General features: G+C 60.4%; 23 protein-coding genes, 1 pseudogene and 1 riboswitch. Of the genes and pseudogenes, 9 read left to right on the top strand and 15 right to left on the bottom strand.

The features are described from left to right. Nucleotides 1-7: 7 nt before the first annotated feature. From CXF97_RS25095 to CXF97_RS25070, 6 genes are all read right to left on the bottom strand, one after another. Nucleotides 8-652, bottom strand: coding sequence for an MBL fold metallo-hydrolase (locus tag CXF97_RS25095; RefSeq protein WP_101161940.1), 645 nt, complete (start codon nt 650-652; stop codon nt 8-10). A 60-nt stretch (nt 653-712) separates the two neighbouring features. Then, nucleotides 713-3,448: a LuxR C-terminal-related transcriptional regulator gene (locus CXF97_RS25090; protein ID WP_101161939.1), complete on the bottom strand. Its 2,736-nt coding sequence runs from the start codon at nt 3,446-3,448 to the stop codon at nt 713-715. Nucleotides 3,449-3,753: 305 nt separating this feature from the next. Then, nucleotides 3,754-5,118: a DUF1329 domain-containing protein gene (locus CXF97_RS25085; RefSeq protein ID WP_101161938.1), complete on the bottom strand. Its 1,365-nt coding sequence runs from the start codon at nt 5,116-5,118 to the stop codon at nt 3,754-3,756. 27 nt (nt 5,119-5,145) lie between these two features. Continuing rightward, nucleotides 5,146-7,035 (bottom strand): DUF1302 domain-containing protein, encoded by a 1,890-nt coding sequence (locus tag CXF97_RS25080; RefSeq protein WP_101161936.1) that lies wholly within the window; start codon nt 7,033-7,035, stop codon nt 5,146-5,148. A 337-nt stretch (nt 7,036-7,372) separates the two neighbouring features. After that, a complete protein-coding gene (locus CXF97_RS25075; RefSeq protein ID WP_101161935.1) occupies nt 7,373-9,055 on the bottom strand; it encodes a fatty acid--CoA ligase in 1,683 nt (560 codons plus the stop codon). Between the two features lie 269 nt (nt 9,056-9,324). Next, nucleotides 9,325-9,954, bottom strand: coding sequence for a LysE family translocator (locus tag CXF97_RS25070; protein ID WP_101161934.1), 630 nt, complete (start codon nt 9,952-9,954; stop codon nt 9,325-9,327). Between the two features lie 235 nt (nt 9,955-10,189). On the opposite strand from CXF97_RS25070, the gene CXF97_RS25065 reads away from it, so the two are divergent. The 3 genes from CXF97_RS25065 (at nt 10,190) to CXF97_RS25055 (ending at nt 13,023) form a co-directional block, all read left to right on the top strand. Continuing rightward, nucleotides 10,190-11,155, top strand: coding sequence for a 2-hydroxyacid dehydrogenase (locus tag CXF97_RS25065; RefSeq protein ID WP_101161933.1), 966 nt, complete (start codon nt 10,190-10,192; stop codon nt 11,153-11,155). 32 nt (nt 11,156-11,187) lie between these two features. Continuing rightward, nucleotides 11,188-12,186, top strand: a complete 999-nt coding sequence (locus CXF97_RS25060; RefSeq protein WP_101161932.1) for a class I SAM-dependent methyltransferase — start codon at nt 11,188-11,190, stop codon at nt 12,184-12,186. Between the two features lie 40 nt (nt 12,187-12,226). Further along, nucleotides 12,227-12,349, top strand: a riboswitch (yybP-ykoY riboswitch). A gap of 89 nt (nt 12,350-12,438) precedes the next feature. Then, entirely contained in the window at nt 12,439-13,023 is a 585-nt protein-coding gene (locus CXF97_RS25055) for a TMEM165/GDT1 family protein (RefSeq protein WP_042609731.1), read from the top strand. Nucleotides 13,024-13,172: 149 nt separating this feature from the next. Here CXF97_RS25055 and CXF97_RS25050 read toward each other — a convergent pair whose 3' ends face one another. Beyond that, the gene (locus CXF97_RS25050; protein WP_101161931.1) at nt 13,173-13,991 is read right to left on the bottom strand and encodes a M48 family metallopeptidase; all 819 of its coding nucleotides are present in this window, start codon (nt 13,989-13,991) and stop codon (nt 13,173-13,175) included. 251 nt (nt 13,992-14,242) lie between these two features. Here CXF97_RS25050 and CXF97_RS28845 point away from each other — a divergent pair. Then, a pseudogene (locus CXF97_RS28845) lies at nt 14,243-15,529 on the top strand (HAMP domain-containing protein); the annotation flags it as partial. Between the two features lie 12 nt (nt 15,530-15,541). After that, entirely contained in the window at nt 15,542-16,384 is an 843-nt protein-coding gene (locus CXF97_RS28840; protein WP_371918396.1) for a methyl-accepting chemotaxis protein, read from the top strand. A 99-nt stretch (nt 16,385-16,483) separates the two neighbouring features. Here CXF97_RS28840 and CXF97_RS25040 read toward each other — a convergent pair whose 3' ends face one another. From CXF97_RS25040 to CXF97_RS25030, 3 genes are read right to left on the bottom strand one after another with little or no spacing between them, the layout of a single operon-like run. Next, complete coding sequence (locus CXF97_RS25040; RefSeq protein WP_101161928.1) at nt 16,484-17,107, bottom strand: SOS response-associated peptidase; 624 nt, start codon at nt 17,105-17,107, stop codon at nt 16,484-16,486. Nucleotides 17,108-17,142: 35 nt separating this feature from the next. Continuing rightward, complete coding sequence (locus CXF97_RS25035; protein ID WP_101161927.1) at nt 17,143-17,403, bottom strand: putative signal transducing protein; 261 nt, start codon at nt 17,401-17,403, stop codon at nt 17,143-17,145. A gap of 10 nt (nt 17,404-17,413) precedes the next feature. Then, entirely contained in the window at nt 17,414-17,596 is a 183-nt protein-coding gene (locus tag CXF97_RS25030) for a CPXCG motif-containing cysteine-rich protein (RefSeq protein WP_101161926.1), read from the bottom strand. 140 nt (nt 17,597-17,736) lie between these two features. Between CXF97_RS25030 and CXF97_RS25025 the strand changes: the two genes are divergently transcribed. Then, nucleotides 17,737-18,900, top strand: a complete 1,164-nt coding sequence (locus tag CXF97_RS25025; RefSeq protein WP_174823868.1) for a 1-acyl-sn-glycerol-3-phosphate acyltransferase — start codon at nt 17,737-17,739, stop codon at nt 18,898-18,900. Nucleotides 18,901-18,960: 60 nt separating this feature from the next. On the opposite strand, the gene CXF97_RS25020 is transcribed toward CXF97_RS25025, so the two are convergent. Continuing rightward, nucleotides 18,961-19,239, bottom strand: coding sequence for a hypothetical protein (locus CXF97_RS25020; protein WP_101161925.1), 279 nt, complete (start codon nt 19,237-19,239; stop codon nt 18,961-18,963). Nucleotides 19,240-19,432: 193 nt separating this feature from the next. On the opposite strand from CXF97_RS25020, the gene CXF97_RS25015 reads away from it, so the two are divergent. Next, a complete protein-coding gene (locus tag CXF97_RS25015; protein ID WP_101161924.1) occupies nt 19,433-19,639 on the top strand; it encodes a hypothetical protein in 207 nt (68 codons plus the stop codon). A gap of 161 nt (nt 19,640-19,800) precedes the next feature. Here the strand turns inward: CXF97_RS25015 and CXF97_RS25010 are convergent, their stop codons facing one another. Then, nucleotides 19,801-20,385 (bottom strand): YajG family lipoprotein, encoded by a 585-nt coding sequence (locus tag CXF97_RS25010; RefSeq protein ID WP_042609724.1) that lies wholly within the window; start codon nt 20,383-20,385, stop codon nt 19,801-19,803. 205 nt (nt 20,386-20,590) lie between these two features. Between CXF97_RS25010 and CXF97_RS25005 the strand changes: the two genes are divergently transcribed. Next, a complete protein-coding gene (locus CXF97_RS25005) occupies nt 20,591-20,824 on the top strand; it encodes a hypothetical protein (protein WP_039761314.1) in 234 nt (77 codons plus the stop codon). Nucleotides 20,825-21,527: 703 nt separating this feature from the next. Beyond that, complete coding sequence (gene mqo / locus CXF97_RS25000) at nt 21,528-23,036, top strand: malate dehydrogenase (quinone) (protein WP_101161922.1); 1,509 nt, start codon at nt 21,528-21,530, stop codon at nt 23,034-23,036. Nucleotides 23,037-23,184: 148 nt separating this feature from the next. Here the strand turns inward: mqo and CXF97_RS24995 are convergent, their stop codons facing one another. The 3 genes from CXF97_RS24995 to CXF97_RS24985 all read right to left on the bottom strand — a co-directional run bounded on the left by CXF97_RS24995 (nt 23,185) and on the right by CXF97_RS24985 (nt 24,751). Further along, entirely contained in the window at nt 23,185-23,472 is a 288-nt protein-coding gene (locus tag CXF97_RS24995; RefSeq protein WP_101161921.1) for a PA4642 family protein, read from the bottom strand. Between the two features lie 63 nt (nt 23,473-23,535). Then, complete coding sequence (locus CXF97_RS24990) at nt 23,536-24,015, bottom strand: hypothetical protein (protein ID WP_101161920.1); 480 nt, start codon at nt 24,013-24,015, stop codon at nt 23,536-23,538. Nucleotides 24,016-24,193: 178 nt separating this feature from the next. Further along, nucleotides 24,194-24,751: a hypoxanthine-guanine phosphoribosyltransferase gene (locus tag CXF97_RS24985; RefSeq protein ID WP_016773231.1), complete on the bottom strand. Its 558-nt coding sequence runs from the start codon at nt 24,749-24,751 to the stop codon at nt 24,194-24,196. Between the last annotated feature and the right edge of the window lie 80 nt (nt 24,752-24,831).

Raw genomic sequence — 24,831 nt, 5'->3', positions numbered from 1 at the left:
AAAAAATTCAGGCACGCACAAACGGGTTCTCGCGCATCTCGTCGCCCAAGCGAGTGTCCGGCCCATGGCCGGTCACCACGGTTGCCTCCTCATCCAGCGTGTACAGCCGCTGCTTGATCGAACGCACGATGGTTGCCTGATCGCCGCCCCATAAATCCGTGCGCCCTACCCCGCGACGAAACAGCGTGTCGCCGGCTATCAACAGCTTAGCCTCGGAAAACCAGAAGCTCATGGAACCCGGTGTATGTCCCGGCGTGTGCAGCGCCACGCCGCAGCCGCAGGCCAGTTCTTCGTCATCGCTCAGCCAACGATCCGGCGACGGTACCGGGGTGTAAGGCACGCCGAACATCTGGCATTGCATCTCCAGGTTGTCCCAAAGGAACTGGTCTTGCTTGTGCAAATGCAGCGTCGCACCGGTTTTCTCCTTCATCTGCCCGGACGCCAGAAAGTGGTCGAGGTGCGCGTGGGTGTGGATGATGCTGACGACTTTCAGACCATGGGCGTCGAGGCGCGCCATGATCAGATCAGGGTTACCGCCCGGATCGACGACGATGGCTTTTTTTGTGATGGGGTCGCCGATGATCGTGCAGTTGCACTGGAGCGGGCCGACGGGGAAGGTTTCGCGGATAAGCGCAGGGCTGGGCGTGGTCATGGAAAAATCCTGGGCAGGTTAAACACCGTTGGCAACGGCCGATGGCAAATTTTACCGTTGCTAAAGCAATAACCCCAACGCCTTCGCCCGCGCCACCGCCTGCGTACGCCGCTCGACCCCGAGCTTGCTGTTGATGTGGCTGGCGTGGGTTTTCACGGTGTGCAGGGAAATGAACAACTGCTCGCTGATTTCCTGATTCGAACAGCCCTGAGCAATCAGGCGCAGTACTGCCAACTCACGGCTGCTGAGTTGTTCGGTCGCTGAGCTTTCCCCGCTCGGGCGCGGAGCAACCGTTGGAAAATGCGTGAGCAATTGCTGGCTGACCGCGTTGCAAGTGAGCGCCTGCAATTGCCCTCGCAACCAGTCGGCATGGCTTCTGAGCAGTGCATCAAAAGGTTGATAGACACCGCCTGCAGCGGCTTCCAGCGCCAAATTCAAGGTTTTGCGCGCCTCGAGCTCTCGTCCGCTCGACAGCAATAGCGCCACCTTCTGCGTCAACGCCATCACACTGAGCAACTGGCGCCCGGTCAGCTGGCCGTTTTCATGCAACACGTTCAAGCGCCCTTCGGCGAGCATCGGCTGCCCCTGAATCACATCGAGCAGCGCCTGTTGCAGCTCCACGTGCAGTGGCAGCTGTGGATGAAACTCTGGCGGTGCGGCAGCGTGTTCGCCGGTATAGGTCTGACCCAGTCGCGCGAGCCACGCTTCGGCGAGATCGATGCGGCCCTGGGCCAGCCATAGCTCGCATTTGACCAGGGTGATCATCGCCAGATAGTAGATCGGCGGCACGTCCCAGATGTGCATCAGGCGTTCGGCTTCGGCAAGCTCGGCAAAGGCCTTGGCGAACTCGCCACTGGCGCCATCCAGGCGGGCGATCACGCAGTGACCGATCAGCACGCTGATGTCACGACAGGCCCGCGCTTCGCCAATCCCCGCCAGCAGACGCACGCGTGCAGCCTGAGGCTGCAGACGCATTGCCAGCAGAAAACCCTCGTACAGCGTCAACCGCGCGCGCACGGCGTAGAGTCGTTGCGGCGACAATCCACGCAAGCGCTCCAGGCCCTGATGCACCTCATCAAGCGCTCGCAATATTTCGCCACGCGACTGTAAAACCCGGGCACGGTCGTAATGCGCCAGCGCTTCGAACAAGGGATTGCCAACCCGTTGCGCCAGCTCAAGGGATTCACGGTTCAAGCCACGGGCGCGCCATAAATCACCGTCGGCGATCGCCAGATTGGACAGCGTCGACAAGCACATCAGGCGCTGGCCATAGCGCTTGGCCGGCAGGCTCTCCAACGCTTCGCTGCAATAGCGCAGCGTCAATTCGCGATGGCCGCGCCCGCGGGCAATGATCCCGCTCAGCGCCAGCCATTGCGCCAGCATCGATTTCTGCGCGGTAGCAGAAGGCGCCGGCAGGAAGCGGCTCAAATGGCTGGCCAGCTCTTCGGCAGCATCGAGCTGACAGGCCAGGCCCAGTGCCCAGCTGTAGAGCACGATCAGCCGTGGCGTACTGATCAGCAGGCTGTCGGGCAAGTCCATTTTCCAGCGCAACAGCATGCCGACGTTCTGCTCGGCAAGCAGTTGTTCCTCGGACAGGTTCTGTACCAGGTTCGCCGCGACATCCAGATGCCCGGCGCGCAAGGCCTGCTCCACCGCTTCGTCGAGCAAGCCCTGGGCATTGAACCAGCGGCAGGCGCGCAAATGCAGGGAGGCGGTCGGCACCATCGCCTGCGCGATCGGCCGACTGCGCAACAAGTCAGAAAACAGATGGTGATAACGATACCAGTGGCCGTGCTCGTCCAGCGGCACCAGGAAAACCTGATGGGCAAGCAGAAAGCGCAGGATCTCGGCGCTGTCGTGGGCTTCGCGGACGGCGTCGCACAGTTCGCTGCAAAAGCGTTCCTGCGGGGCGGTTTCGTAGAGAAACGATTGCACTTCGGCGGGCAGGCAATCGATGACCTCTTCGAGCAGATAGTCGCGAATCAGGCCTTCGCCGCCATTCAGCGCTTGCGGCAGCGCGGCATCGTTGCCCGCTTCGGACGCCGCCAGCAGCCAGAAGCGCAGGCCGGCGACCCAGCCTTCGCTGCGCTGGATCAGGTTTTCCAGCGCTTCGCCGCGCAGTGAGCTGCTGTGGCGATCAAGCAAGGTCAGTGCTTCGTCGTGGGTCAGGCGCAAATCCTGTTCGTGCAACTCAAGCAACTGCCGCGACAGGCGCAAACGCGCCAGATGCCAGTCCGGGCGCTGGCGGCTGGTGACCATCACCAGCAGGCCATCGGGAAGATGATTGAGAAAAAATTGCAGGCAACGATCCAGCACTGGCCCCTGGGCAAGGTGGTAGTCGTCGAGCACCAGCAGCAACGGCGCAGCAGGATCGAGATGCAGCGCCAGCTCATCGAGCAGTCCGTCGAGCCACTCTTCGAAGGCAAACGGCTGATGGCGCTGACGCATTTTTAACAGCCCGAGAGCGCCCGCGCCCAACGCGGGAAAATAGTCTTGCAGACCTTCAAGCAAGCGTTCAAGAAACCGCCCCGGATCGCTGTCTCGCGGACTCAGACCCAGCCAGAGACTTTGCCAATGCGCCGGCAGACTCTGACAGAACTCCACTGCCAGCGAACTCTTGCCGAACCCGGCCGGGGCGCTGACCAACAGCAACCGCCCACCGAGCCCGGCCTGCAGGCGCTGGCAAAGGCGCGGTCGCAGAACATAGCCGTCAGGCAGCGGCGGGCGGAAAAAACGCCCGTCCAGTGCGGCGACGGTAATGCTTGCGGGACCCGGAAGTGGGGACAGATCAGTCATGGCCGGCTCTTGTTCGAAGGCGATTGGCGGCGTTGCAGATGTCCGCAGCCTAGCCTTAATCGAACCGGTTATGAAGGTTGCTGCTACAAATGGCTACAAAAAGGCTACATCCACCCGCCTTCCCTGTAGGAGCTGCCGAAGGCTGCGATCTTTTGATCTCGCTTTTGCTGTTGCAAAGGCAAAGTCAAAAGATCGCAGCCTTCGGCAGCTCCTACATGAGCGGTGCGGCGCAAGCCGCACGCAAAAAAACGCCCCGAACCGGTCGGGGCGTTTTCACGAGGATGCTGCCTCGGGTTTACGCAGGTTTAGCGAACACCGTCCTGACGCAGAGCCGCCGGGGTGAAGTCGCTGGTGGTGGCGGTGAAGCCGAAGTCATACGCCTGCTTCTCTTCGTTCTTCATGCCCAGTGCCAGGTAACGGCCGGACTGCAGGTCGTAGAGGGTTTCGAGGGCGTACCACGGCACTTGCTTGTCGTAGTAGTTCTCGGCATGCGCCTCGGCTACGCGCCACAGTTGGCCACGACCGTCGTAGTGGTCGATCACCGCTGCTTGCCAGGTGTCCTCGTCGATGTAGAAGTCACGCTTGGCGTAGATATGGCGCTGACCTTCCTTCAGGGTCGCGACGACATGCCAGACGCGGCGCAGCTCGTAACGTGCCAGGTCCTGGTTGATGTGACCGGCCTTGATGATGTCCGAGTACTTGAGCTTCGGATCGTCGAGCTTGTAGCTGTCGGAAGCGATGTACATCTCTTTCTTGCCTTCGAGCTTCCAGTCGTAACGATCCGGAGCACCGTTGTACATGTCGAGGTTGTCAGAGGTACGCAGGCCGTCGGCGGCAGTACCCGGGCCGTCATATGACACTTGCGGTGCACGACGCACGCGGCGCTGACCGGCGTTGTAGACCCATGCCGAACGCGGCTCTTTCACCTGATCGAGAGTTTCGTGCACCAACAGAACGCCACCGGCCAGACGCGCCGGCGCGGTCACTTTCTGCTTGAAGTAGAACAGGATGTTGCCCGGGTTCGCCGGATCGTAGTCCTTCATCTTGTCGCGGAACACGAACTGATCCTGGAAGTAGACCAGGCTGTACGAGCCGTTCGGTTGCGGCGTGGCCTGGGTCACCAGACGGGTCACGCTGCCGCCACGATAGCGGGTGATGTGGTTCCAGATCACTTCCACACCGGTTTTCGGAATCGGGAACGGCACGGCGGTATCGAAGTTTTCCAGACCGTTGCCGCCCGACACCAGGTTGGTGCTGGTGGCGTTCTTCTTGATGGCCGCGAACACGTTATCCGGCACGGTGGCGCCGCGATGGGACGGATAGACCGGCATCTTGAAGGTTTCCGGGTAGCGCTTGAACATCGCGTACTGGCCCGGGGCAAGCTTGTCCTTGTACTTGTCGACATCCTTGGCTGTGATGGTGAACAGCGGCTGCTCACTGGCGTAAGGGTTGGACAGGAAGCCCTTGCTGTCGACGCTGCCGGCATTTTTCGGCAGCGGTTTCCAGGCCGGGATCGAACCATCGGCATTACCCGCCATTTCCGCGCCCATCGGCGTCAGGCTCTTGCCCAGTTTATCCGCTTCGGCAGCAGGCACCGCCGCCATGACGCTGGTCGCAAGCAGCGACAGACCCAGAACACCGGCGTGGAACAGACTCTTTGTTATTTTCATAAATTCGTTCGTCCTGAAATGCAGTGCTTAGAAGTTCACGCCGAAGCTGAGCGCCACGAAGTCGCGGTCATCCACGGTGGTGTACTTGCCATCGAAGAAATTGGTGTAAGCCAGGCTCGCGGTGTAGGTGTTCTGGTATTCGGCATCGACGCCCAGGCTGACCGCCTTGCGACCTTCTTCGAAGTTGCCGCCAGGGCCTGGCGAGTAACCGCTGACGTCGTGGGACCAGGCCACGTTCGGCTTGAGGTTCACACCGGCAAACACGTCGTTGTATTCCCAGATGGCACGACCACGGTAGCCCCACGACATCGAGGTGGTGAAACCGTCGTTGTCGCAATTGCGGCTGCGATTGTTTTGCGGCGAACCAGGGCCTGCGCCGTTGATGGTGCTGGCGTTAAGGATGTTGGCGCAGGTATCGACTGTGCCAGTGGCCGGCAACTCACCCGGACCGTAGACCGGATCGCGGCCATAACGCTTGTCGGAACGGCTTTCCAGGCCACCGACGTAGGTCGCGCCGACTTCACCGACGAGGGTCAGACGGCTGGCGCCCATGACCTGATCGAAGAAGTGCGTGAAGGTCGTTTGCAGTTGGGTGATTTCCTTGCGCTCGTAGCCATGCAGATCCTGACCCGGCACGCCGGTCAGCAGCGAAGCGTTGGTCAGTGCACCGCCCAGTGGACGTACGCCGGCAAACAGGATGTCGGTGGAGTTCAATTGCACCGGCGCGTTCGGACGGTAGCTGATCTCACCGCTCCACGCCGTACCGGTAGGCAGGGTGGTGGAGAAGCTCAGACCGTAGAGACGAATGTCTTCAGGATATTCGATGAAGTAATTGGAGTTGCCCGCCACCAGCAGCGGCGCGAGCGCGGCGAACGGCCCCGGCAACGCGGCGGCACTGTTGTAGACCGACTGCGGTGCGCCGGTGGCGCTGAAGATCGGCGCACGGCTGTGGTAGTTCATGAAGTAGGCGCCGAACTCGGTGTCGAGTGGCTCGAACATGTATTTGAGGGAGGCGCCCCACTGACCGCTGTCACGTGCGTCGCGGTCCGGCCCTCGGCGCACCAGGACACCTTCCTGGTTCACATCGACGCCGGCATTGGCCAATGGCCCCAGAGCAATGGCCGGAATCTGCGAACGTTTGTTCAGCACGCGCAGATTGTTGTCGCAACCGTCGGCAACGATGTCCGGCTGGGAGAAGAAGGTGCCGCAGTTGTCGACGACGGTCTGATCCCATTCCAGTTGATAGAACGCTTCGGCCGAGAGGTTATCGGTGAGGCTCTGCGACACGTAGAACATGTTGACCGGAATCAGGCCTTCCTTGATCTCGGCGCCTGGGCGACGGAACGCGGAGACGTCGATCGGGTTGATCGAGTTGATGCCGCCGCCGATGAAGGTACTTTCACCCCAGCTCACGACCTGTTTGCCCAGACGCACGGAGCCCGGCTGATCGGCAATCGCATAGTTGTGGTAGACGAAGGCGTCGAGGATCTGCCCGCCGGAGGACTTGGCGCCCTCTTTGCGGTTGCTGTCGCTGATGTCCTTGAACTGGCGGCTCTCGTCCTTCAGTTCGAAGTCGTACCAGTACTTGCCACGGACGAACACGCCGGTGTCGCCGTATTTCAATTCAAGGTCATGGATGCCCTTGAAGATTTTCGAAAAGGTTTCGCCACTCTTGAAGTTGGCGTGACCGTCATCGGAGGTCTGCGACAGGCCATGGCCGCCGTTGTTGACGCCGATGAGGTTCTTGTTCGGGCTCTGAGTAGACCAACTGGCACCGATCGACAGGGACGAGTCGAACTGGCCTTCGATTTCACCGACGTTGAAACTGACGCCGAATGCAGGTCCGGCGAGCGAGGAGGCAAGGCTGACCGCCAGAGGCAGTTTCGCCCGGCGCCAGAACTGGTTTACTGAGGTCATCGACGCTACTCCATGTGCATTATTGTTATGGCAGTGAGTACTTTTAAAAACGCTGTGGAGGACCGGGCGCCAGGGCTGCCCGAAATCGCTCCAGAGTTGCTCGCCCCGTTCAGTGCGTGTGCTCCGTTTTCAAAAAGTCCTTGAGCGGACTATAGCCAGCGGGTGGTAGTGCTTGATCCCTCTAAAGTGTGATTTGCAGCCGCCAACCACTCTGGAACAGTCCTTTCGCCAGTCCGACACAAGTCGGCACGGCAAGGATGGCTGATTTTTTCGATTTCACAAGCCAAGCGCTTGCTTGGTGGGTCTGGCACGCCGGTTTCGGCGCGCCAGCAGACACTCAAAGTGTCGAAAGGAAGGTGCTGTTGTTGGCTTGCCATTCGGTGATGTCGAGGCGGATGCGCTTCTTGTCGAGCTTGCCGACACTGGTCTTGGGAATTTCGGTAACAAGGGCGATCTGGCTGGGAATCGCCCACTTGCTCAGGTGCCCCAGCTCGACGAATGGCTTGAGGTGTTCCTTCAGTTCCCGTGCGCCAATTACATGCCCTTCGCGGACCACCAGCAAGGCAAACGGGCGCTCGCCCCACTGCGGATCGGCGATGCCCACCACTGCTACTTCGCGTACCGCCGCGTGGCGGCTGATGAGGTCTTCGAGGTCTAGGGAGGAGATCCACTCGCCGCCGGTCTTGATCACGTCCTTGATGCGATCACGAATATCGATCACGCCCATGCTGTCGAGCGTGGCGACGTCGCCGGTGTGCAGCCAGCCACCGGCCCAGAGCTCGGCCCCCTTCTGCGGTTCATTGAAATAACCTTCGGTCAGCCACGGCGCGCGCAGCACCAGCTCGCCCTGGGTTTCGCCGTCGGCCGGCAGGAAGTTGCCCTCGCCGTCGACAATCGCCGCTTCGACCAACGGCCCCGGCACGCCGGCCTTGATCCGGTAAGTGGTGCGCTCGTCCTCGCTGCCAGCCATCAGCTCGTCATTAAGGTGCGCGCAGGACACCAGCGGACCGGTTTCCGACATGCCGTACGCGGCCGTCAGTTGAATGCCGCGCGACTTGGCGTTTTCGTAGAGGCTGCGGTTGAGCGCGCTGCCGCCAATGACGATTTTCCACCCGGCAAAATCGGTTTCCTGGGCGGCTTTGGCGTTGAGCAGCATCTGCAGGATGGTCGGCACGCAGTGAGAGAAGGTGACCTTCTCCTTGCGCCACAACTCCACCAGATACTCCGGATCGTAACGCCCCGGATAGACCTGTTTGAGCCCGAGCATGGTCGCGACGTACGGCAAACCCCAGGCGTGAACGTGGAACATCGGCGTGATCGGCATGTAGACGTCGCTGGTGCCGAGCAAGCGCACGCTGTCGATCGAACCCATGATCGTCGCCACGCCAATGGTGTGCAGCACCAGTTGCCGATGGGTGAAATACACGCCTTTCGGGTTGCCGGTGGTACCGGTGGTGTAGAACGTGGTGGCGACCGAGTTTTCGTCGAAATCCTGGAAATCGTATTGCGCGCTCGCAGCGGCCAGCAGTTGCTCGTATTCGCCGACGAGGTTCGGCAGCTCGGCGGTTTTCTCCGCAAGATCGGTCAGCAGTAACGTTTTCTCGACCGTGGTCAGCTGCGGCGCGATGCTCTGATACAGCCCGACGAACTCGCTGTTGACCAGCACGAAGCGGTCCTCGGCGTGGTTCATGGTGTAAAGAATCTGCTCTGGCGACAGGCGTACGTTGATGGTGTGAATCACCGCGCCGATCATCGGAATGGCAAACATGCATTCCAGGTAACGGTGGCTGTCCCAGTCCATCACCGCCACGGTGTCACCTGCCTTGACCCCGGCCGCCGTCAGCACGTTGGCCAACCGCGCAACGCGTTCGATCAAGGTCGGATAGCTGTAGCGCAGCTGGTCGCGGTAGATGATTTCGCGGGTTTTCTCGTAACGGGCGCCAGACATCAGCAGCCGTTTGATCAGCAATGGATACTGGTAGGCCCCATCGGCCGGCGGAATGACCCGAGTCTGCAACATAAGAATCCCTTTTCTGACTGCACGGTGTTGGCGGAAAGATTCGTACTCTAGTGCGCCTGCATGACAGTCAAATCAGCCAAAGGAATGATTTGCAGAGCCGTACAAATGCTAGCTTTGCGCCAGCATCCCAGGTATCAAGAAAATGGAATATGGCACCTGTAGGAGCTGCCGAAGGCTGCGATCTTTTGATTCATTGATGAAAAGAGAAGATCAAAAGATCGCAGCCTCGTTGCACTCGTCAGCTCCTACAAGAAAGAAATGCCTAGCGGTCAGTGCATTTCGGTGAACGCGATTTTCACGCCGAGAGCAATCAACACCGCGCCCATGGTGCGGTCGAACCAGTGGCCCATGCGGGCAAAACCGGCGCGCACGCGCTGTTGGCTGAACAGCATCGCCACCAGGCAAAACCAGAACGCCGTCGCCACCGCCAGGTACACCCCGTAACCGGCCTGCACAGCCAGCGGCGTGTGCGGATTGATCACCACGGTGAACAGCGAGAGAAAAAACAGCGTGGCTTTCGGGTTCAGGCCGTTGGTGACGAAGCCCGAGGTGAACGCACCGCGCGCGGTGCGCACGCCGGCTTCCTTGTGCAGATCATCGGTGACGGTTTTCGCCGGCTGCGCGCGCAACGCCTTGAAGCCGATGTACAGCAAATAAGCCGCTGCTGCCCACTTCAGCGCATTGAACAGCACAATCGATTGCGACACGATCAGACCGATGCCGAGCAGCGAATAACCGACATGCAGGAAAATCGCCGTGCCCACGCCCATGGCCGTCCAGGTGCCGGCGCGGCGCCCATGGGTCACGCTTTCGCGCACGACCACCGCAAAGTCCGGGCCGGGGCTGGCGACGGCCAGCAAATGGATCAATGCCACGGTCAAGAATTCGGTCCAGTACATTGGGGGCTCCTCTTAAATTAAACGGTCACATTGTTGCCAGCCGGTAAATGCAATTTCTGTGGGAGCGGGCTTGCTCGCGAATGCGATGTCACCTTCAACCCTTGCGCTGACTGACCCACCGCTTTCGCGAGCAAGCCCGCTCTCACTTGAAAACTTCGGCATCAAGTAACCAATTGTTTCATCTGTTAGGCTCGGCAGAGTACGCCCTCCGCTCACAGCACAAAAGGTACAGTTGATGACGAACACGCGCCGCGCGGTATTCCTTGATCACCCTTCACTGGATCTCGGCGATCTGGATCTCGGTCCGTTGCGTGAATGCTTCAGCGACTTGCAACTGTTCGCCCAGACCTTGCCGGAGCAGGTCCGTGAACGCGTGCAAGGCGCCAGTGTGGCGATCACCAACAAGGTGGTGATCGACGCGGCCGCCATGGCCGCCAACCCGCAGCTGAAACTGATCCTGATCAGCGCCACCGGCACCAACAACGTCGACCTCACTGCCGCCCGCGCCCACGGCATCACCGTGTGCAATTGCCAGGCTTACGGCACGCCGTCGGTGGCGCAACACACAATCATGTTGTTGCTCAACCTCGCCACCCGCCTCGCCGACTATCAGAAAGCTGTGGGCGCGGGCCGCTGGCAACAGGCGAAACAGTTCTGCCTGCTCGACTACCCGATCGTTGAGCTGCAAGGCAAAACCCTCGGCCTGCTCGGCCATGGCGAACTCGGTGGCGCCGTGGCGCGGCTGGCCGAAGCGTTCGGCATGCGCGTGCTGCTCGGGCAGATTCCCGGGCGCCCTGCCCGCCCGGATCGCTTGCCACTGAATGAACTGCTGCCACAGATCGACGCGCTCACCCTGCACTGCCCGCTCAACGAGCACACCCGCCATTTCATCGGTGCGCGCGAGCTGGCCTCGCTGAAACCTGGCGCGTTCGTGGTCAACACTGCTCGGGGCGGGCTGATCGATGAGCAGGCGCTGGCCGACGCGCTGCGCAACGGGCACCTCGGCGGCGCGGCGACGGATGTGCTGAGCGTCGAGCCGCCCACAATGGGCAATCCTCTTCTGGCCGGCGACATTGCGCGCCTGATCGTCACCCCGCATAACGCCTGGGGCAGCCGCGAAGCCCGCCAGCGCATCGTCGGCCAACTGAGCGAAAACGCCCGGGCGTTCTTCAGCGGTGAGGCGCTGCGGGTCGTCAGTTGATAAACTGCGGCACTTTTTTTCAAGGAGCAGTTATGGATCCGCGCAGTGAAGTACTGCTTCGTCAGGCCGAGTTATTCCAGGGTTCGCTGCTGTTGGCCGGCCTGCCCGCCGATGACTTGCTCGGGCGCTTGCCCAACGCGTTCGGCTGGTGCTGGCACGCTGGCGATCAAGCCGCGCTGGACGCGCGTTTCGAGGGCCGCAGCCAGTTCGGTGTGAATGTTCCGGAGCGCGAATTCGACAGCGCTGTGGTGTTCCTGCCCAAATCCAAGGACCTGACCGATTACATCCTCAACGCAGTGGCATCGCGTCTGGCCGGGCGTGAAGTGTTTCTGGTCGGGGAAAAACGCAGCGGCATCGAGGGCGCGTCCAAGCAACTCAACCCATTCGGCAAGCCGCGCAAACTCGACAGCGCTCGCCACTGCCAGCTCTGGCAAGTCACCGTGGCCAACGCGCCTGAAGCAAAATCACTGGAAAGCCTCGCACAGACTTACCAATTGCCGCTGGCCGAAGGCCCGTTGAAAGTCATCAGCCTGCCGGGCGTGTTCAGCCACGGTCGACTGGATCGCGGCAGCGCCCTGCTGTTGGAGCATCTGGACAAACTGCCGAGCGGCCATCTGCTCGACTTCGGTTGCGGCGCCGGTGTGCTCGGGGCGGCTGTGAAGCGCCGCTATCCGCACAATCAGGTGACCTTGCTCGATGTCGACGCATTCGCTGCCGCCAGCAGCCGTCTGACGCTGGCCGCCAACGGCCTGGAAGCGGAAGTGCTGACCGGTGATGGCATCGATGCCGCGCCGATGGGTTTGAGCGCAATTCTGAGCAATCCGCCGTTCCACGTCGGCGTGCACACCGATTATTTCGCCACCGAGAATCTGTTGCGAAAAGCGGCGAAACATCTGAAAAACGGCGGCGAACTTCGTCTTGTGGCCAACAGCTTCCTCAAGTATCAGCCGCTGATCGAGGAGCACCTGGGCGTGTGTGCGATCAAGGCTGAAGGCAATGGTTTCCGGATCTACCGGGCCAAGCGCGGTTGAAAATTTGTTCTTGCCCAATCGGATTTGCCTAGGCAGAATCCGCTCCGTCCTAGGGGAGTAGTCTCCCACGAGCGCCAAGCTCGTCCGGCATACGTCAACATACTTGATCCTCAGATCATGGCGTATGCGACCCAAGCGTCCGCACCAGACGGATCGCAGGGTTTGACAAGACCTATGACACGCACACCTTACCCGGGGCGGGAAGGCTGTACGTGTCATAGCCGTGTCGACCCGCCCCTTAGGAAATCCCTGATGCTGGACTCGTTACTCGTTCCCACCGCTATCGTTGCCTTGGCCGAAATCGGCGACAAGACGCAACTGCTCGCGCTGATTCTCGCCGCTCGCTTTCGCAAACCCTGGCCGATCATTGCCGGGATTGTCGCCGCGACGCTGGCCAACCACGCAGCAGCCGGTGCGGTAGGTGCCTGGTTCGGCAGTTTCTTCTCCGACGCCGTTCTGCACTGGATTCTCGCCGCCAGCTTCGCCGCCACGGCGCTGTGGACCCTGGTTCCAGACAAAATGGATGACGACGAAGCCAGCACCGCGCGCAAATTCGGGCCGTTCCTGACCACGCTGATCGCGTTCTTTCTCGCGGAAATCGGCGACAAGACGCAGATCGCCACGGTGATGCTCGCCGCGCAATATCCGGAACTGTGGCTGGTGATTATCGGCACCACCGTGGGCATGCTGATTGCCAACGTGCCGGTTGTGCTGGCGGGTAACTTTGCCGCAGACAAACTGCCGCTGACCCTGATCCGCCGCCTCGCGGCTTCGGCGTTCATGATTCTGGCGATTGTCGCGGTTTATAAAGCGATGCAGAGCAGCGGCTGGGTTTGACAACGCACGTCGATAAACCGTGTGGCCGTTCTTCGGGAGCACCCCCCCTCCCCCATTAGATGGCAGTGAACACAGATTATGTGTTCAAGCAGATCCAGTGTGGGAGCGGGCTTGCTCGCGAAGAGGCCATCAGCCTTGCTGAAAGATAATCAGGATTTCGGGGCTTTTTCGTACAACGGCATCACCTTCGGAATCGCTGCCTGCAACGCAGCAATGCGGCTGCTCGACGCCGGGTGAGTGCTCATGAATTCCGGTGGCGCGCCCTCGGAAGCCTTGCTCATCTCGTCCCACAGGGTGATCGCCGCGTTCGGGTTGTAGCCAGCGCGGGCGGCCAGTTCCAGGCCGATCAGGTCGGCTTCGTTTTCGTTGGCGCGGCTGTTGGGCAAGGTCATACCGTAGTTGGCCACGGTGTCGGCCAGCGCGAGACTGTCCTGCCCCAGACCGAACAAGGCGCCGGCGCCCTGCTTGGCCATTTCCATGCCATAGGCCTTCGACATCGCCTCACGACCGTGCTCGCGCAGGGCGTGGGCGATTTCATGACCCATGACTGCAGCAATTTCATCGTCGGTGAGTTTCAGACTGTCGATCAGCCCGGTGTAGAAAATGATCTTGCCGCCAGGGCCGCAGTTGGCGTTGAGTTCATCGCTCTTGATCAGATTGACTTCCCATTGCCACTGCGCCGCGTCCGGGCGGAAGGTCGGCGCCTGGGCGATCAAGCGATTGGCGATGGTCTGCACGCGTTTGGCTTCCGGGCTGGTCTTGTCCAGCACACCTTTGCTCGATGCTTCGCCGACGGTCTTCTGATACGACTGCGCGTACATCTGGTCGACCTCTTGCGAGGACAGCATGCTGAACATGTACTGTTTGCGCTCCACGCCCACGGCGCCGCCGCTGGTGGTGTTGACCGACTGACAACCGGCCAGCAACAGCGCTGCGCTCAGTGCACTTGTAACCAATGTCTTGTTCATTCAAACGCTCCCTGAAAACCTGAGGCGTATCCTAGGCGGCTAATTGTATTGGCGCCAGATACAACGGACGCATTGCGCGTACATTCAGCTATGGCCGCAAGACTCGCTGGAAATTCCTCAACGCGCATTGAATCCGCCGCGCACCGATCCATCAGCGACATCGCGCGGCGATTCCGACCAACGTCTCTCATGGCCACGCTCACCCCGCCGATAAATCCCTCGCAGATTGTCCTCTTGCGTGCGGAGCTCCCATGAAGTTCAAGTCGATCCAGTTTTCCGTCGCCGCCCTGGCCGGCGCCATCGTTCTCAGCGTGGTTGCGGCGCTGGTGCTGTACGCGTTGTTCTCCGGCAGCCGCACTCAAGAAATGGTGCAACAGCGCACCCAGGCGCAGTTCGAGCAAGTCATTGAACAGCGCCTGACTTCGCTGGCGCAGACCCAGGTCAGCCAGATCCAGCGCGAGCTCGAAGCGCCGCTGCTGATCGCCGGCGGCCTGGTGCGCGTCAACGCTCTGCTCGGTACAACCGGCGCCGATGGCCAGCCGCGCCTGAGCGTCAGCCGCGAGCAGCTGATCAGCCTGATCAAGGAAAACGTCGAGAAGAACCCGAAAATTCTCGGCACCTACATCGGCTGGGAAAAAAACGCACTGGACCACAACGACGCGGCCTACGTTGGCAGCTCTGTGGTCGGCATCGATCCCGCCAACGGCCGCTTTCTACCGTGGTGGTTTCGCAATACCGACGGCAGCCTGGGCGTGGACAAACTGGCCGATGTCGACGACCAGAAAACCCTCTCTACCGGGGTGCGCGCCAGCGAGTACTACCTGTGCTCGAAAGAAACCAAGAAACCCTGCGTGATCGACCCGGCACCGTACAAAGTCGGCGACAAGATCGTCATGCTCGCCTCGTTCATTGAACCGATCATGGTCAACGGCGCGTTCCAGGGCATTGTCGGTGCCGACCTTTCGGTGAACTTCATTCAGGACATGCTCCTCGCCGCCAATCAGAAGCTTTACAGCGGCGCCGGTGAAATGGCTCTGGTCGGCGGCAACGGGCGAATCGTTGCCTACACCAGGGACTCGAGCAAATTCGGTGAAAAAGTCAGCGACATCCTCGATGCCGAACAGGCCAGCAACCTCGCCAATCTCAAGCGCGATGAGGTCACCTACTCGGTCAATCAGGCCAAGGGCCGTATCGAGTTGTACCTGCCGTTCGGCATCGGCCAGACCGACGCGCGCTGGACGCTGATGCTGCAATTGCCGCTCAACGCCGTCATGGCCGATCTGCAAAACCTGCAGGCCGACCTCGATGCGCAGCGTAAATCCGACACCTTCGGCATGGCGATGGTCGGCCTGATCATCGCCGGTCTCGGCCTGCTGGTGATCTGGCTGGTCGGACATGGCATCGCGCGGCCACTCAAGCAAATGGTCGCCATGCTCGATGACATCGCTCAGGGCGAAGGTGACCTGACCCGTCGCTTGAGCAGTGACCGCAGCGATGAACTGGGCTCGATTGCCAAAGGCTTCAACACCTTCCTCGCCAAGTTGCAGGCCATGATCACCCAGGTGGTGACCTCGGTGCAGAGCGTCAGCGATTCCTCGGAACACACTGCAGACATTGCCATCCGCACCAACATCGGCGTGCAGAAACAAATGGCCGAAATCGATCAAGTCGCGACCGCCGTGCAGGAGATGACCGCCACCGCCCAGGACGTTGCGCGCAACGCCACCCAGGCCGCACAAGCCGCCAGCCACGCCGATCAGGCCGCCAGCCAGGGCATGCAGATCGTGCGCGACACGTCGAATTCGATTGGCGTGCTGGCAGTGGAAATCGGCAAGGCTGTCGACGTGGTGCAGACGCTGGCCAAGGACAGCGAAAACATCAACGCCATCCTCACTGCCATTCGCGGCATCGCCGAACAGACCAACCTGCTCGCGCTCAACGCGGCGATCGAAGCAGCACGGGCCGGCGAGCAGGGTCGCGGGTTTGCCGTGGTCGCTGACGAAGTGCGCAATCTGGCGCAGAAAACCCAGAAAGCCACTGAAGAAATCCAGACGATGATCCAACAGTTGCAACAGGGCACCCGCGACGTGGTTCGGGTAATGGAAGATAGCCAGAACCGCACCGACGAAAGCGTGCAACACGCGGCGAAAGCGGCCGAGGCGCTGGAGACGATCACGCAGGCGGTATCAGTGATCAACGACATGAACACGCAGATTGCCAGTGCGGCGGAAGAGCAGAGCGCAGTGGCCGATGACATCAACCGCAACGTGATCAATATAGGTCAGGTGGCCAATGAAGTGGCAGGCGGTGCGGATGAGTCGAGTTCGGCGAGCGCCGGTTTGACCAAACTGGCCGAGCAGCAGCGGCGGTTGATCAATCAGTTCAAGGTCTAGGGGCAAGATCAAAAGATCGCAGCCTTCGGCAGCTCCTGCATCGGGATGTGCATTTTCCTGTAGGAGCTGCCGAAGGCTGCGATCTTTTCGCTTTTTACATCACGCCGGGGTGAGACACTCCGGCCCATTCAACTTCGGATCATTCACCAGATTCGCCAGCACCCGCTCGCGCAGCGCCGCCGGTTCACTGGCGAGCAATCCCTGCAACACATGCAGCGGCGTTTCGGGATCAAGCCAGGCAGCCTGCCCCGCTTCATCGAGAATCAACGGCCGCCGCTGACTCGCCGCCGACTGAGTGATCACCGCCGCGCTCAGCCAGACCTGCTCCTGCACCGGATACGCTTCCCAGATCGCCGCGAAAAACAGCGACGAGCCCTCCCCCGGCGTCAGCCAATAGGGGCGTTTGCGCTGGGTGCCACGCCATTCGTAAAAACCGTTGGCCGGCAGCAGGCAGCGGCGCAGACGCAAGGCCTCACGAAACATTGGCTGTTCAGCCACGGTTTCGGCGCGGGCATGAGCCGGGGTCTTCGACAGATCGGTCAGCCACGGCGGCGTCAGCCCCCAGCGCGCACGCGCCAACGTGCGCCCGCCGGCTTCGTCGGCACGCAGCATCAACACCGAATCATTGGGGGAAATGTTCCACTGCGCCTGCTGATCGGCGGGAAAACCTGGCAGGGCCGCGAAGTCGCGGTTCCAGCGAAACAGGGCATAACGTCCACACATGGGGCAACACGACTCTTGATAAAACCAACGTCAGCCTAACAGACCAGCGTCCCGGGGAAGCTTTCCGGTTCGTCGCCGGGCAGCGGCAGCGCGGCATTGTACGCGGTGATCAGCTCGCGGGCGTATTCGGCCTGATCGTTCTCAACCGACAGCCAGAGCAGTCCGAAGATCGGCAATTCACCGGCACCGCCCACCAGATCACGGCCGATCAGGTGCGCCTCGATACCTTCATTGGCAAGCATGCCCTTGAGCATTTCGCCTTCCATCAGGTTCGCCGGTTCGTAGATGCGCTGCATACGCGGCCCCTCATTCGTTTTCGCTGAAGACTTCCAGATGCCACTCGTCTTCATGTACCTGCAGGACAAAGGTGATCGGACGACAGCACACCTGGCAGTCTTCGATGTACGTTTGGTCGCCGCCGGACAGATCCAGCGTGGTCTCGACTTCTTCACCGCAATAAGGACATTCATACACTGCATTTTCCAGCATCGCGGTCTCCCCAGTGACTTGTGCGTATAATCGCCGGTCTATTTGCAGGGCTATTTTTGTCTGGCTACTTTCAGACCGCGCCCCGCGGGTTTTCGATCAAACCCTTTACTTACCCTAGCCGTTTCCAACAAGAGAGCATGATGGGCGAATTCGATGCCATCCGACCTTACGACGACAGCGAAGTACCTGCGGTACTGGCAAGGCTGCTCGGCGACAAGGCGTTTCTAGATATCCTCACCCACTTCCGCTTCCCGCGTTTTGCCGGTGCCTTCGGCTGGATGCTCAAACCTCTTATAGCCCATCGGCTGCGTCGTGAGTTTGCCGACGTGAATTCCGTGGCTACCTTACAGGACAAAGTCGAGTTCTACGTCGACCACACCATCGAACGCGCCACCGACGGTGTGACGTATACCGGTGTCGAGCAATTCAAGTCCGGCAGCGCCTACCTGTTCATCGCCAACCACCGCGATATCGTGATGGACCCGGCCTTCGTCAACTACGCCGTGTACCACGCCGGCCTGCCGACGCCGCGCATCGCGATTGGCGACAACCTGCTGCAAAAGCCGTTTGTCAGCGACCTGATGCGCTTGAACAAGAGTTTCATCGTGCATCGCTCGATCACCGGCCGTCGCGAGAAAATGGCGGCGTATCAACTGTTGTCGGCGTACATCAACCACTCGATCCGCAACGATTGCGCCTCGATCTGGATCGCGCAGGCTGAAGGTCGGGCGAAGGATGGCGACGACCGCACCGAGTCGGCGATCCTCAAGATGTTCCACATGAGCCGCAAGGACGAGCCGTTCGGCGAAGTGATCCGCTCGCTCAACGTCACCCCGGTGTCGATCAGTTATGAGTACGACCCGTGCGACCAGGCCAAGGCCCGCGAACTGTACATCCGCGCTACCACCGGCACCTACGCCAAGGCGCCGGGCGAGGATGACGTGAGCATTGCCAAGGGCATCACCGGCTACAAGGGCCGGGTGCACGTAAACTTTGCCGCGCCGATTACCGAGGTGTTCGAAGACACCAAGCAACTGGCGATCGAGATGGACAAGCAGATTCTCGGCGGCTACCGGTTGTTCCCGGTGCATTACCTGGCGTACGCGCAGTGGGCCGATGCCGATCCGCAATTGAATGTGCCGAAGGCAGCTGAGGTGTTCCCGGCTGACGAACTGGCCAAGGCGCAGGATGAGTGGCAGAGCCGACTGGATGCCTGCCCCGCCGAGCATCGTCCGTATCTGGTGCTGCAATATGCGACGCCGGTGCGCAATCAGTATCGGGTCAAGGCTGGGTTGCCGTTGTAAGCGGTTTCCGGCAAACGCAAAAACGGCGCCAACGGGCGCCGTTTTTTATGCGTAAGCGGGTCAGAAGCGTGTGCTGATCCAGGAGACCAGCAGAGCCAGGCCTAAACAGGCAAAACCAAAACGATAGAAAAACCGGTTCATGCGCAACGTCGCCCAATCAAGGATCGGCTCGGCATTCGGCTGCGCCTGGCGCTGGGCAGCGAGACTGGCCTGCGCGCGTTGCTCGCGGCGGCGGGTTGCGTGCAGCAGCCAACTGCCTGGAAAGGCCAGAAGCAAGGCCAGCAGGTTGATCAACTTGGCGGGATGGGCGGTAAACAGCGTCATCAAGTGCAGCGACATCACAGACCTCGAACTAAACCGGTATGGCAGACGCCAGATCGACGACCGCGGCGCGGATTCTACCCAAACCCTAGCGCCCTGCCCCAGCCTTTGCGACAAATAACCCGACAATCGACCGATGGCTGCCCTGTGTCATGGCATCGTCACGTGGATGCTTCACCCTGCGCGCCTCGAAACCCGAATGGAATGCGACATGCTGCACGCGGAAAACCAGGATCGCCTTTATCTCATTACTCCTTACGACGACCAGCAAAGCCTGGTCGGCGGCCTTGCCTTCAACGTGCAGGATCGGCACTGGCTGGTGTACTGCGCACTGGGCGGGCATCAGCATGCGGACCTGCCCGAGACCGATTTGCTGACCGGAGTGAGCGTGCTCGATTTTTATTCGCAGGCTGCCTGAATGAAACTCCCCGTGTAGGAGCTGCCGAAGGCTGCGATCTTTTGATGTTGGTTTTAAGATCAAAAGATCGCAGCCTTCGGCAGCTCCTACAGGGAATCGATCTGCATGAAAAAGCCCGGGGCCATTACTGGCCCCGGGCTTTTTTGCCTCTGCCGAAAAGCTTACTCAGCAAGAACCTGACCCACCGTCGGGTCCTTGAACAGACGCGTCAACGCATCGCTCAACACGTCGCTGACCAGTTTGGTATTGGTCTCCTGATTAGGCGCCATGCCGAAGCGCTGGTCCAGCGAAGCACCGTAGCGCCCGCTGTAGCGGCGGTTGGCGTTCTGCACGTCGGAGCGGAAGGTTGCGCCGATGGTGGCTTCGGTCACGTACATGCCCTCTTTCGGCGACTGGTACTTCAGCTCGGCCAGGGTCACGGTCAGCTGCGGCGCGTTGGGTGCGCTGGTGGTCGGGGTGAAGCCGAGCAGACGCACGGCGGCTTCGGCCTGGGCCTGCAGCTTGGGCAGGATCTGCTCGCGCTGCACAGTGATGGCGCTGGTTTCCGGATACAGACCGCCACGGGTGCCCAGGGTTGGCGACGGACGACCGTCGACCACACGCACCACCACAGGTTGGCCACGACCTACCGCTGGCAGTTGCGTGGTCAGCTTCGGCTCCGGATTCAGTTGTTGCGGGCTGTGGGCGCAGCCGGCCAGGGTCAAACCGGCGACAGTGATCAAACCGAACAACAGGCGTTGCAACATGCTCTTCTCTCCAGAATCAGGCACAAACAGGCCGGCAGTATAGCGGTGGGCCACGGCGCGTAACCAGCGCCGCACAGTGAATACTGAAATGTCAGACAAACCCCGCCCAAAGCGGTTCCTGTCACACATTCTTCATCGTCCATACACCGCCGCGTCACGCCTCGCCGGCATTCTTCACAGCAGTCCTCCTTCAAGGAACTCTGCCATGCGTTATCTGATCTCGCTGTTCGCCCCACGCCCGCTGCACCGCAGCTTTGCCCTGCTCGACCGCAACGGTCATTGCCAGGCCTTCAAGCAGTGCAGCCTGCAACCGATGGGTGACGGCTGGGTGGAAATCGAGGAAATTCGCCTGACCTGGTTGAACCAGCCGCTGCCCGCCAGCGCCCGCGTCGTACCGCGACAAATGCGCGCACGGGGCCAGGTGCAGTTGAGCATCTGACCGGATGCCTAATAAAAGTCATTAAACACGAGCAACTGCGCGCATTTCTTCGCTACAATCTCCCCCCGATTATAAGGACGTCTCCTGATCGGGCCCCGCAACAGCGTCAATGCGCACGCATTGACATCAAAATCGCCCACAGAGAGCCGCCCACACAGATCGAGTGAAGTTGGCGCGCTTGCCTGTTCTTCCGGCAAAAACCCGCTTTTCGCGAATCTGCAGAGCTGTCATTCGCTCGGCCACCGCGTTGTTTTGCCCTAGCGGGCAGGTGCCAGGCCAAGGCAGCCCTTTTTGAGGTTCACGTCTTCAAAAGAGCGTGAAAAAAACGGGTTTTCACAACTTCACAAGAGTGTGGCGAGCAAATGAATAGTTTTGCGTCTGAACATGCACCATTGGCGTCTGAAACAGCCCAACGACACAGGACCGGGTATACCTCGAATACCGGAGCCTGAAGCCTGTCCGCTACGGATTTGGTTGCACGAAAACGGATGTCTCGGCCATAAGTCGAATTGCCAGCCCTGTGTGAAAATGCGTTCATTGAACGCTTGAAACCAGGCCGCACGCATCCGTCGAAGTTGCGAAAAATTGCGAAGATTCGGACATGGCCAACCTGACCACGGATAGCCCGGGCCCACTGACCTGCCCTGGAACGCCTGGCAGCCATGCCGACAATTTGGTGCTGCAGATTTGGGAGACGCGTTAAATGGCGCATAACGAAGCAGTCGACGTAGTTCTGGTAGGGGCCGGCATCATGAGTGCCACCCTGGCCGTACTGCTCAAAGAGCTCGACCCCGCGATCAAGCTGGAAGTCGTCGAGCTGATGGATTCCGGTGCTGCCGAGAGTTCCAACCCATGGAACAACGCCGGTACCGGCCATGCCGGTCTGTGCGAGCTGAACTACACGCCGCAGGCCGCCGACGGCAGCGTCGACATCAAGAAAGCCGTGCACATCAACACTCAGTTCGAGGTGTCGAAGCAGTTCTGGTCGTACCTGACCAAGAAAGGCACGTTCGGCTCGTGCAAATCATTCATCAGCCCGGTGCCGCACCTGAGTTTCGTTCAGGGCGACAGCGGTGTGTCATTCCTCAAGGAACGCTTCAATGTCCTGAGCAGACACCACGCGTTTGCCGACATGGAATACACCGAAGACAAAGGCAAGATGGCCGAGTGGATGCCGCTGATGATGCCGGGCCGTTCGCCCGACGAAGTCCTCGCCGCCACCCGCGTGATGAACGGCACCGACGTCAACTTCGGCGCCCTGACCAATCAGTTGCTCAAGCACCTGACCAGCGCTCCGGATACCCAAGTCAAATACTGCAAGCGCGTGACGGGCCTCAAGCGTAACGGCGCCGGCTGGACCGTCAGCATCAAGGACGTCAACAACGGCAACACACGCGAAGTCGACGCCAAATTCGTCTTCCTCGGCGCCGGTGGCGCGGCGCTGCCGTTGCTGCAGGCTTCAGGCATCGAAGAAAGCAAAGGCTTCGGCGGCTTCCCGATCAGTGGCCAGTGGCTGCGTTGCGATAACCCGGAAGTGGTCAAACAGCACCAGGCCAAGGTCTACAGCCAGGCCGCCGTAGGTTCGCCACCCATGTCGGTGCCGCACCTTGACACCCGCGTGGTCGATGGCAAGAAATCCCTGCTGTTCGGGCCATACGCCGGTTTCACCACCAAGTTCCTCAAGCACGGCTCCTTCATGGACCTGCCAATGTCGGTGCGTGCCGGCAACATCGGGCCGATGCTGGCGGTGGCGAAAAACAACATGGACCTGACCAAGTACCTGGTCAGCGAAGTGATGCAATCGATGGAGCAGCGCCTGGATTCCCTGCGCCGTTTCTACCCGCAGGCAAAAGCCGAAGACTGGCGCCTGGAAGTGGCCGGCCAACGGGTGCAGATCATCAAGAAGGACCCGAAAAAGGGCGGAATTCTGCAGTTCGGTACCGAACTGGTCGCCGCCAAAGACGGCTCTCTCGCCGCCCTGCTCGGCGCATCGCCTGGCGCGTCGGTGACCGTTTCGATCATGCTCGAGCTGATCGAGAAGTGCTTCCCGGGCAAGGCGTCCGGCGAATGGGCGGCCAAACTGGCGGAAATCTTCCCGGCCCGGGAAAAGGTTCTGGAAACCGATGCTGCGCTGTATCGCAAGATCAACACGCAGAACAACATCGCCCTGGAGCTGGTTGAGGAAAGCAGCGAGACGCCAAGCTTCGCTTGATCTCGCTGCATAAAAAACGCCCCGTTCGGGGCGTTTTTTTTGCCTGTGAGAAGCAAAAGATCGCAGCGTTCCGCAGCTCCTACAGGGTGTACATCGATCCCGTGTAGGAGCTGCGGAACGCTGCGATCTTTTGATCTTGCTTTTGATCCTAGCCGCGAGCCTTGTCGATCAGCTCGATGTAGTCGGCGGCATTACGCTGATCCTTGATCAGCTCGACGAAGGTCTTGCCCTGCTCGTCCTTGCCATCGACGTCAAAACCGGCCGCGACGAAGAACCCCAGAAAACGTTCGAAGTCGTCGATGCGCAAACCGCGATAGGCCTTGATCAGTTTGTGCAGCGACGGCGAAGTGGCGTCGACCGGCTCAAAATCGAGGAACAGCTTGATCTGCTCATCGCCGATCTCGTCACCAATCACTTGTTTCTTATCTTTACGCATTGCCGACTCCAGCTTGCAGACATGACACGGGGCGGGCAGTTTACCCCTGCCCGGTCGCCCGGCTCAACGCGGACGAATCGCCCCGGTGTGCAAATCGGCCCAGATGTGGCCGTTGGCGTAACTGAGGAACTGCACATACACCGTGTCGTTGCGCAGCAGATCCATCACCACGCGGTATTGCGCCAGTGGGTAGAACAGCGTCAGGGTTTTGCTCTTGTCGTCGTAGGCCGGCTTTTTCAGGCTTTTGCTTTCGCCGTCGAAACTCACCAATACCTGATTGATGGTTGCGCCTTTGTTCAGCGACTTGCCCTTGAGGCGGATCAACAAGGATGACGTGACCGGAATCGGCTGCTGATTGGATTGGCGTTGCGCACCCACCACCACCGAGTACTCGCTGACTTGCATCAGTTGTTGCTGCTCGGGCTCGGCATCGCGCACGGTCAGATCATCGGGCGGCAGGAATTGACTGTGCATCGGCGCGGCGGACAGCGGCAGGCTGAGGGACAGCAACAGGGCGGCGAGGCTACGGGACAAGAGGCGCATGACGGACTCCGGGGCGGGGCCGAGCACTCTAGCATGGGTGTCGCGGAAGGATCAGCACACACAAAAACAACTGTGGGAGCGGGCTTGCTCGCGAAGGCGGCCTGACATTCAAAATGGATGTCGACTGATACCCCGCTTTCGCGAGCAAGCCCGCTCCCACATTGGATCGGGGCTTGGATTACATGCCTTTAACGGCGTAAATCCCGTTGGCATTGCGCCAGTAGCCTTTGTAGTCCATGCCATAACCGAAGATGTAGCGGTCGATGCACGGCAGGCCGACGAAATCGGCTTTCAGGTCAGGGCGCGCCTTGCGGTCGTGGTCCTTGTCGATCAGCACGGCGGTGTGCACTTTGCGTGCGCCGGCGTGTTTGCAGAAGTCGATGATCGCGCCCAAGGTATGACCTTCATCGAGGATGTCGTCGATGATCAGCACGTCGCGGTCGATGAACGAGACTTCCGGCTTGGCTTTCCAGAACAAGTCGCCGCCGCTGGTTTCGTTGCGATAACGGGTCGCGTGCAGGTAGGACGCTTCCAGCGGGAATTGCAGATGCGTCAGCAGTTTGCCGGAGAAGATCAGGCCGCCGTTCATCACGCAGAACACCACCGGATTGCTATCAGCCAGTTGTTCGTTGATTTGTGCACCGACGCGGGCGATGGCCGCCTCGACTTCAGATTCGGTGTACAGGCAGTCAGCCTCTCGCATGATTTGACGGATATGCTCGAGATCAGCGGACATGGCGCTCTCCAGGGGGGCTTCGGATTCGGAAAAGCGGGCAAAGGTACGCATCCGCAACGGCTGAATCAAGCCTTTATGGA

Source organism: Pseudomonas sp. Choline-02u-1 (genome assembly GCF_002836515.1).
Taxonomy (GTDB): Bacteria; Pseudomonadota; Gammaproteobacteria; order Pseudomonadales; family Pseudomonadaceae; genus Aquipseudomonas.
The sequence above is the reverse complement of the archived record's forward strand: the minus strand, read 5'-3'. Positions and strand labels throughout refer to the sequence as shown.

Coding starts and splice junctions, on each gene's coding strand:
- CXF97_RS25095 (WP_101161940.1), bottom strand. CDS start 652: ATGACCACGCCCAGCCCTGCGCTTATCCGCGAAACCTTCCCCGTCGGC.
- CXF97_RS25090 (WP_101161939.1), bottom strand. CDS start 3,448: ATGACTGATCTGTCCCCACTTCCGGGTCCCGCAAGCATTACCGTCGCC.
- CXF97_RS25085 (WP_101161938.1), bottom strand. CDS start 5,118: ATGAAAATAACAAAGAGTCTGTTCCACGCCGGTGTTCTGGGTCTGTCG.
- CXF97_RS25080 (WP_101161936.1), bottom strand. CDS start 7,035: ATGACCTCAGTAAACCAGTTCTGGCGCCGGGCGAAACTGCCTCTGGCG.
- CXF97_RS25075 (WP_101161935.1), bottom strand. CDS start 9,055: ATGTTGCAGACTCGGGTCATTCCGCCGGCCGATGGGGCCTACCAGTAT.
- CXF97_RS25070 (WP_101161934.1), bottom strand. CDS start 9,954: ATGTACTGGACCGAATTCTTGACCGTGGCATTGATCCATTTGCTGGCC.
- CXF97_RS25065 (WP_101161933.1), top strand. CDS start 10,190: ATGACGAACACGCGCCGCGCGGTATTCCTTGATCACCCTTCACTGGAT.
- CXF97_RS25060 (WP_101161932.1), top strand. CDS start 11,188: ATGGATCCGCGCAGTGAAGTACTGCTTCGTCAGGCCGAGTTATTCCAG.
- CXF97_RS25055 (WP_042609731.1), top strand. CDS start 12,439: ATGCTGGACTCGTTACTCGTTCCCACCGCTATCGTTGCCTTGGCCGAA.
- CXF97_RS25050 (WP_101161931.1), bottom strand. CDS start 13,991: ATGAACAAGACATTGGTTACAAGTGCACTGAGCGCAGCGCTGTTGCTG.
- CXF97_RS28840 (WP_371918396.1), top strand. CDS start 15,542: ATGATCACCCAGGTGGTGACCTCGGTGCAGAGCGTCAGCGATTCCTCG.
- CXF97_RS25040 (WP_101161928.1), bottom strand. CDS start 17,107: ATGTGTGGACGTTATGCCCTGTTTCGCTGGAACCGCGACTTCGCGGCC.
- CXF97_RS25035 (WP_101161927.1), bottom strand. CDS start 17,403: ATGCAGCGCATCTACGAACCGGCGAACCTGATGGAAGGCGAAATGCTC.
- CXF97_RS25030 (WP_101161926.1), bottom strand. CDS start 17,596: ATGCTGGAAAATGCAGTGTATGAATGTCCTTATTGCGGTGAAGAAGTC.
- CXF97_RS25025 (WP_174823868.1), top strand. CDS start 17,737: ATGGGCGAATTCGATGCCATCCGACCTTACGACGACAGCGAAGTACCT.
- CXF97_RS25020 (WP_101161925.1), bottom strand. CDS start 19,239: ATGTCGCTGCACTTGATGACGCTGTTTACCGCCCATCCCGCCAAGTTG.
- CXF97_RS25015 (WP_101161924.1), top strand. CDS start 19,433: ATGCTGCACGCGGAAAACCAGGATCGCCTTTATCTCATTACTCCTTAC.
- CXF97_RS25010 (WP_042609724.1), bottom strand. CDS start 20,385: ATGTTGCAACGCCTGTTGTTCGGTTTGATCACTGTCGCCGGTTTGACC.
- CXF97_RS25005 (WP_039761314.1), top strand. CDS start 20,591: ATGCGTTATCTGATCTCGCTGTTCGCCCCACGCCCGCTGCACCGCAGC.
- mqo (WP_101161922.1), top strand. CDS start 21,528: ATGGCGCATAACGAAGCAGTCGACGTAGTTCTGGTAGGGGCCGGCATC.
- CXF97_RS24995 (WP_101161921.1), bottom strand. CDS start 23,472: ATGCGTAAAGATAAGAAACAAGTGATTGGTGACGAGATCGGCGATGAG.
- CXF97_RS24990 (WP_101161920.1), bottom strand. CDS start 24,015: ATGCGCCTCTTGTCCCGTAGCCTCGCCGCCCTGTTGCTGTCCCTCAGC.
- CXF97_RS24985 (WP_016773231.1), bottom strand. CDS start 24,751: ATGTCCGCTGATCTCGAGCATATCCGTCAAATCATGCGAGAGGCTGAC.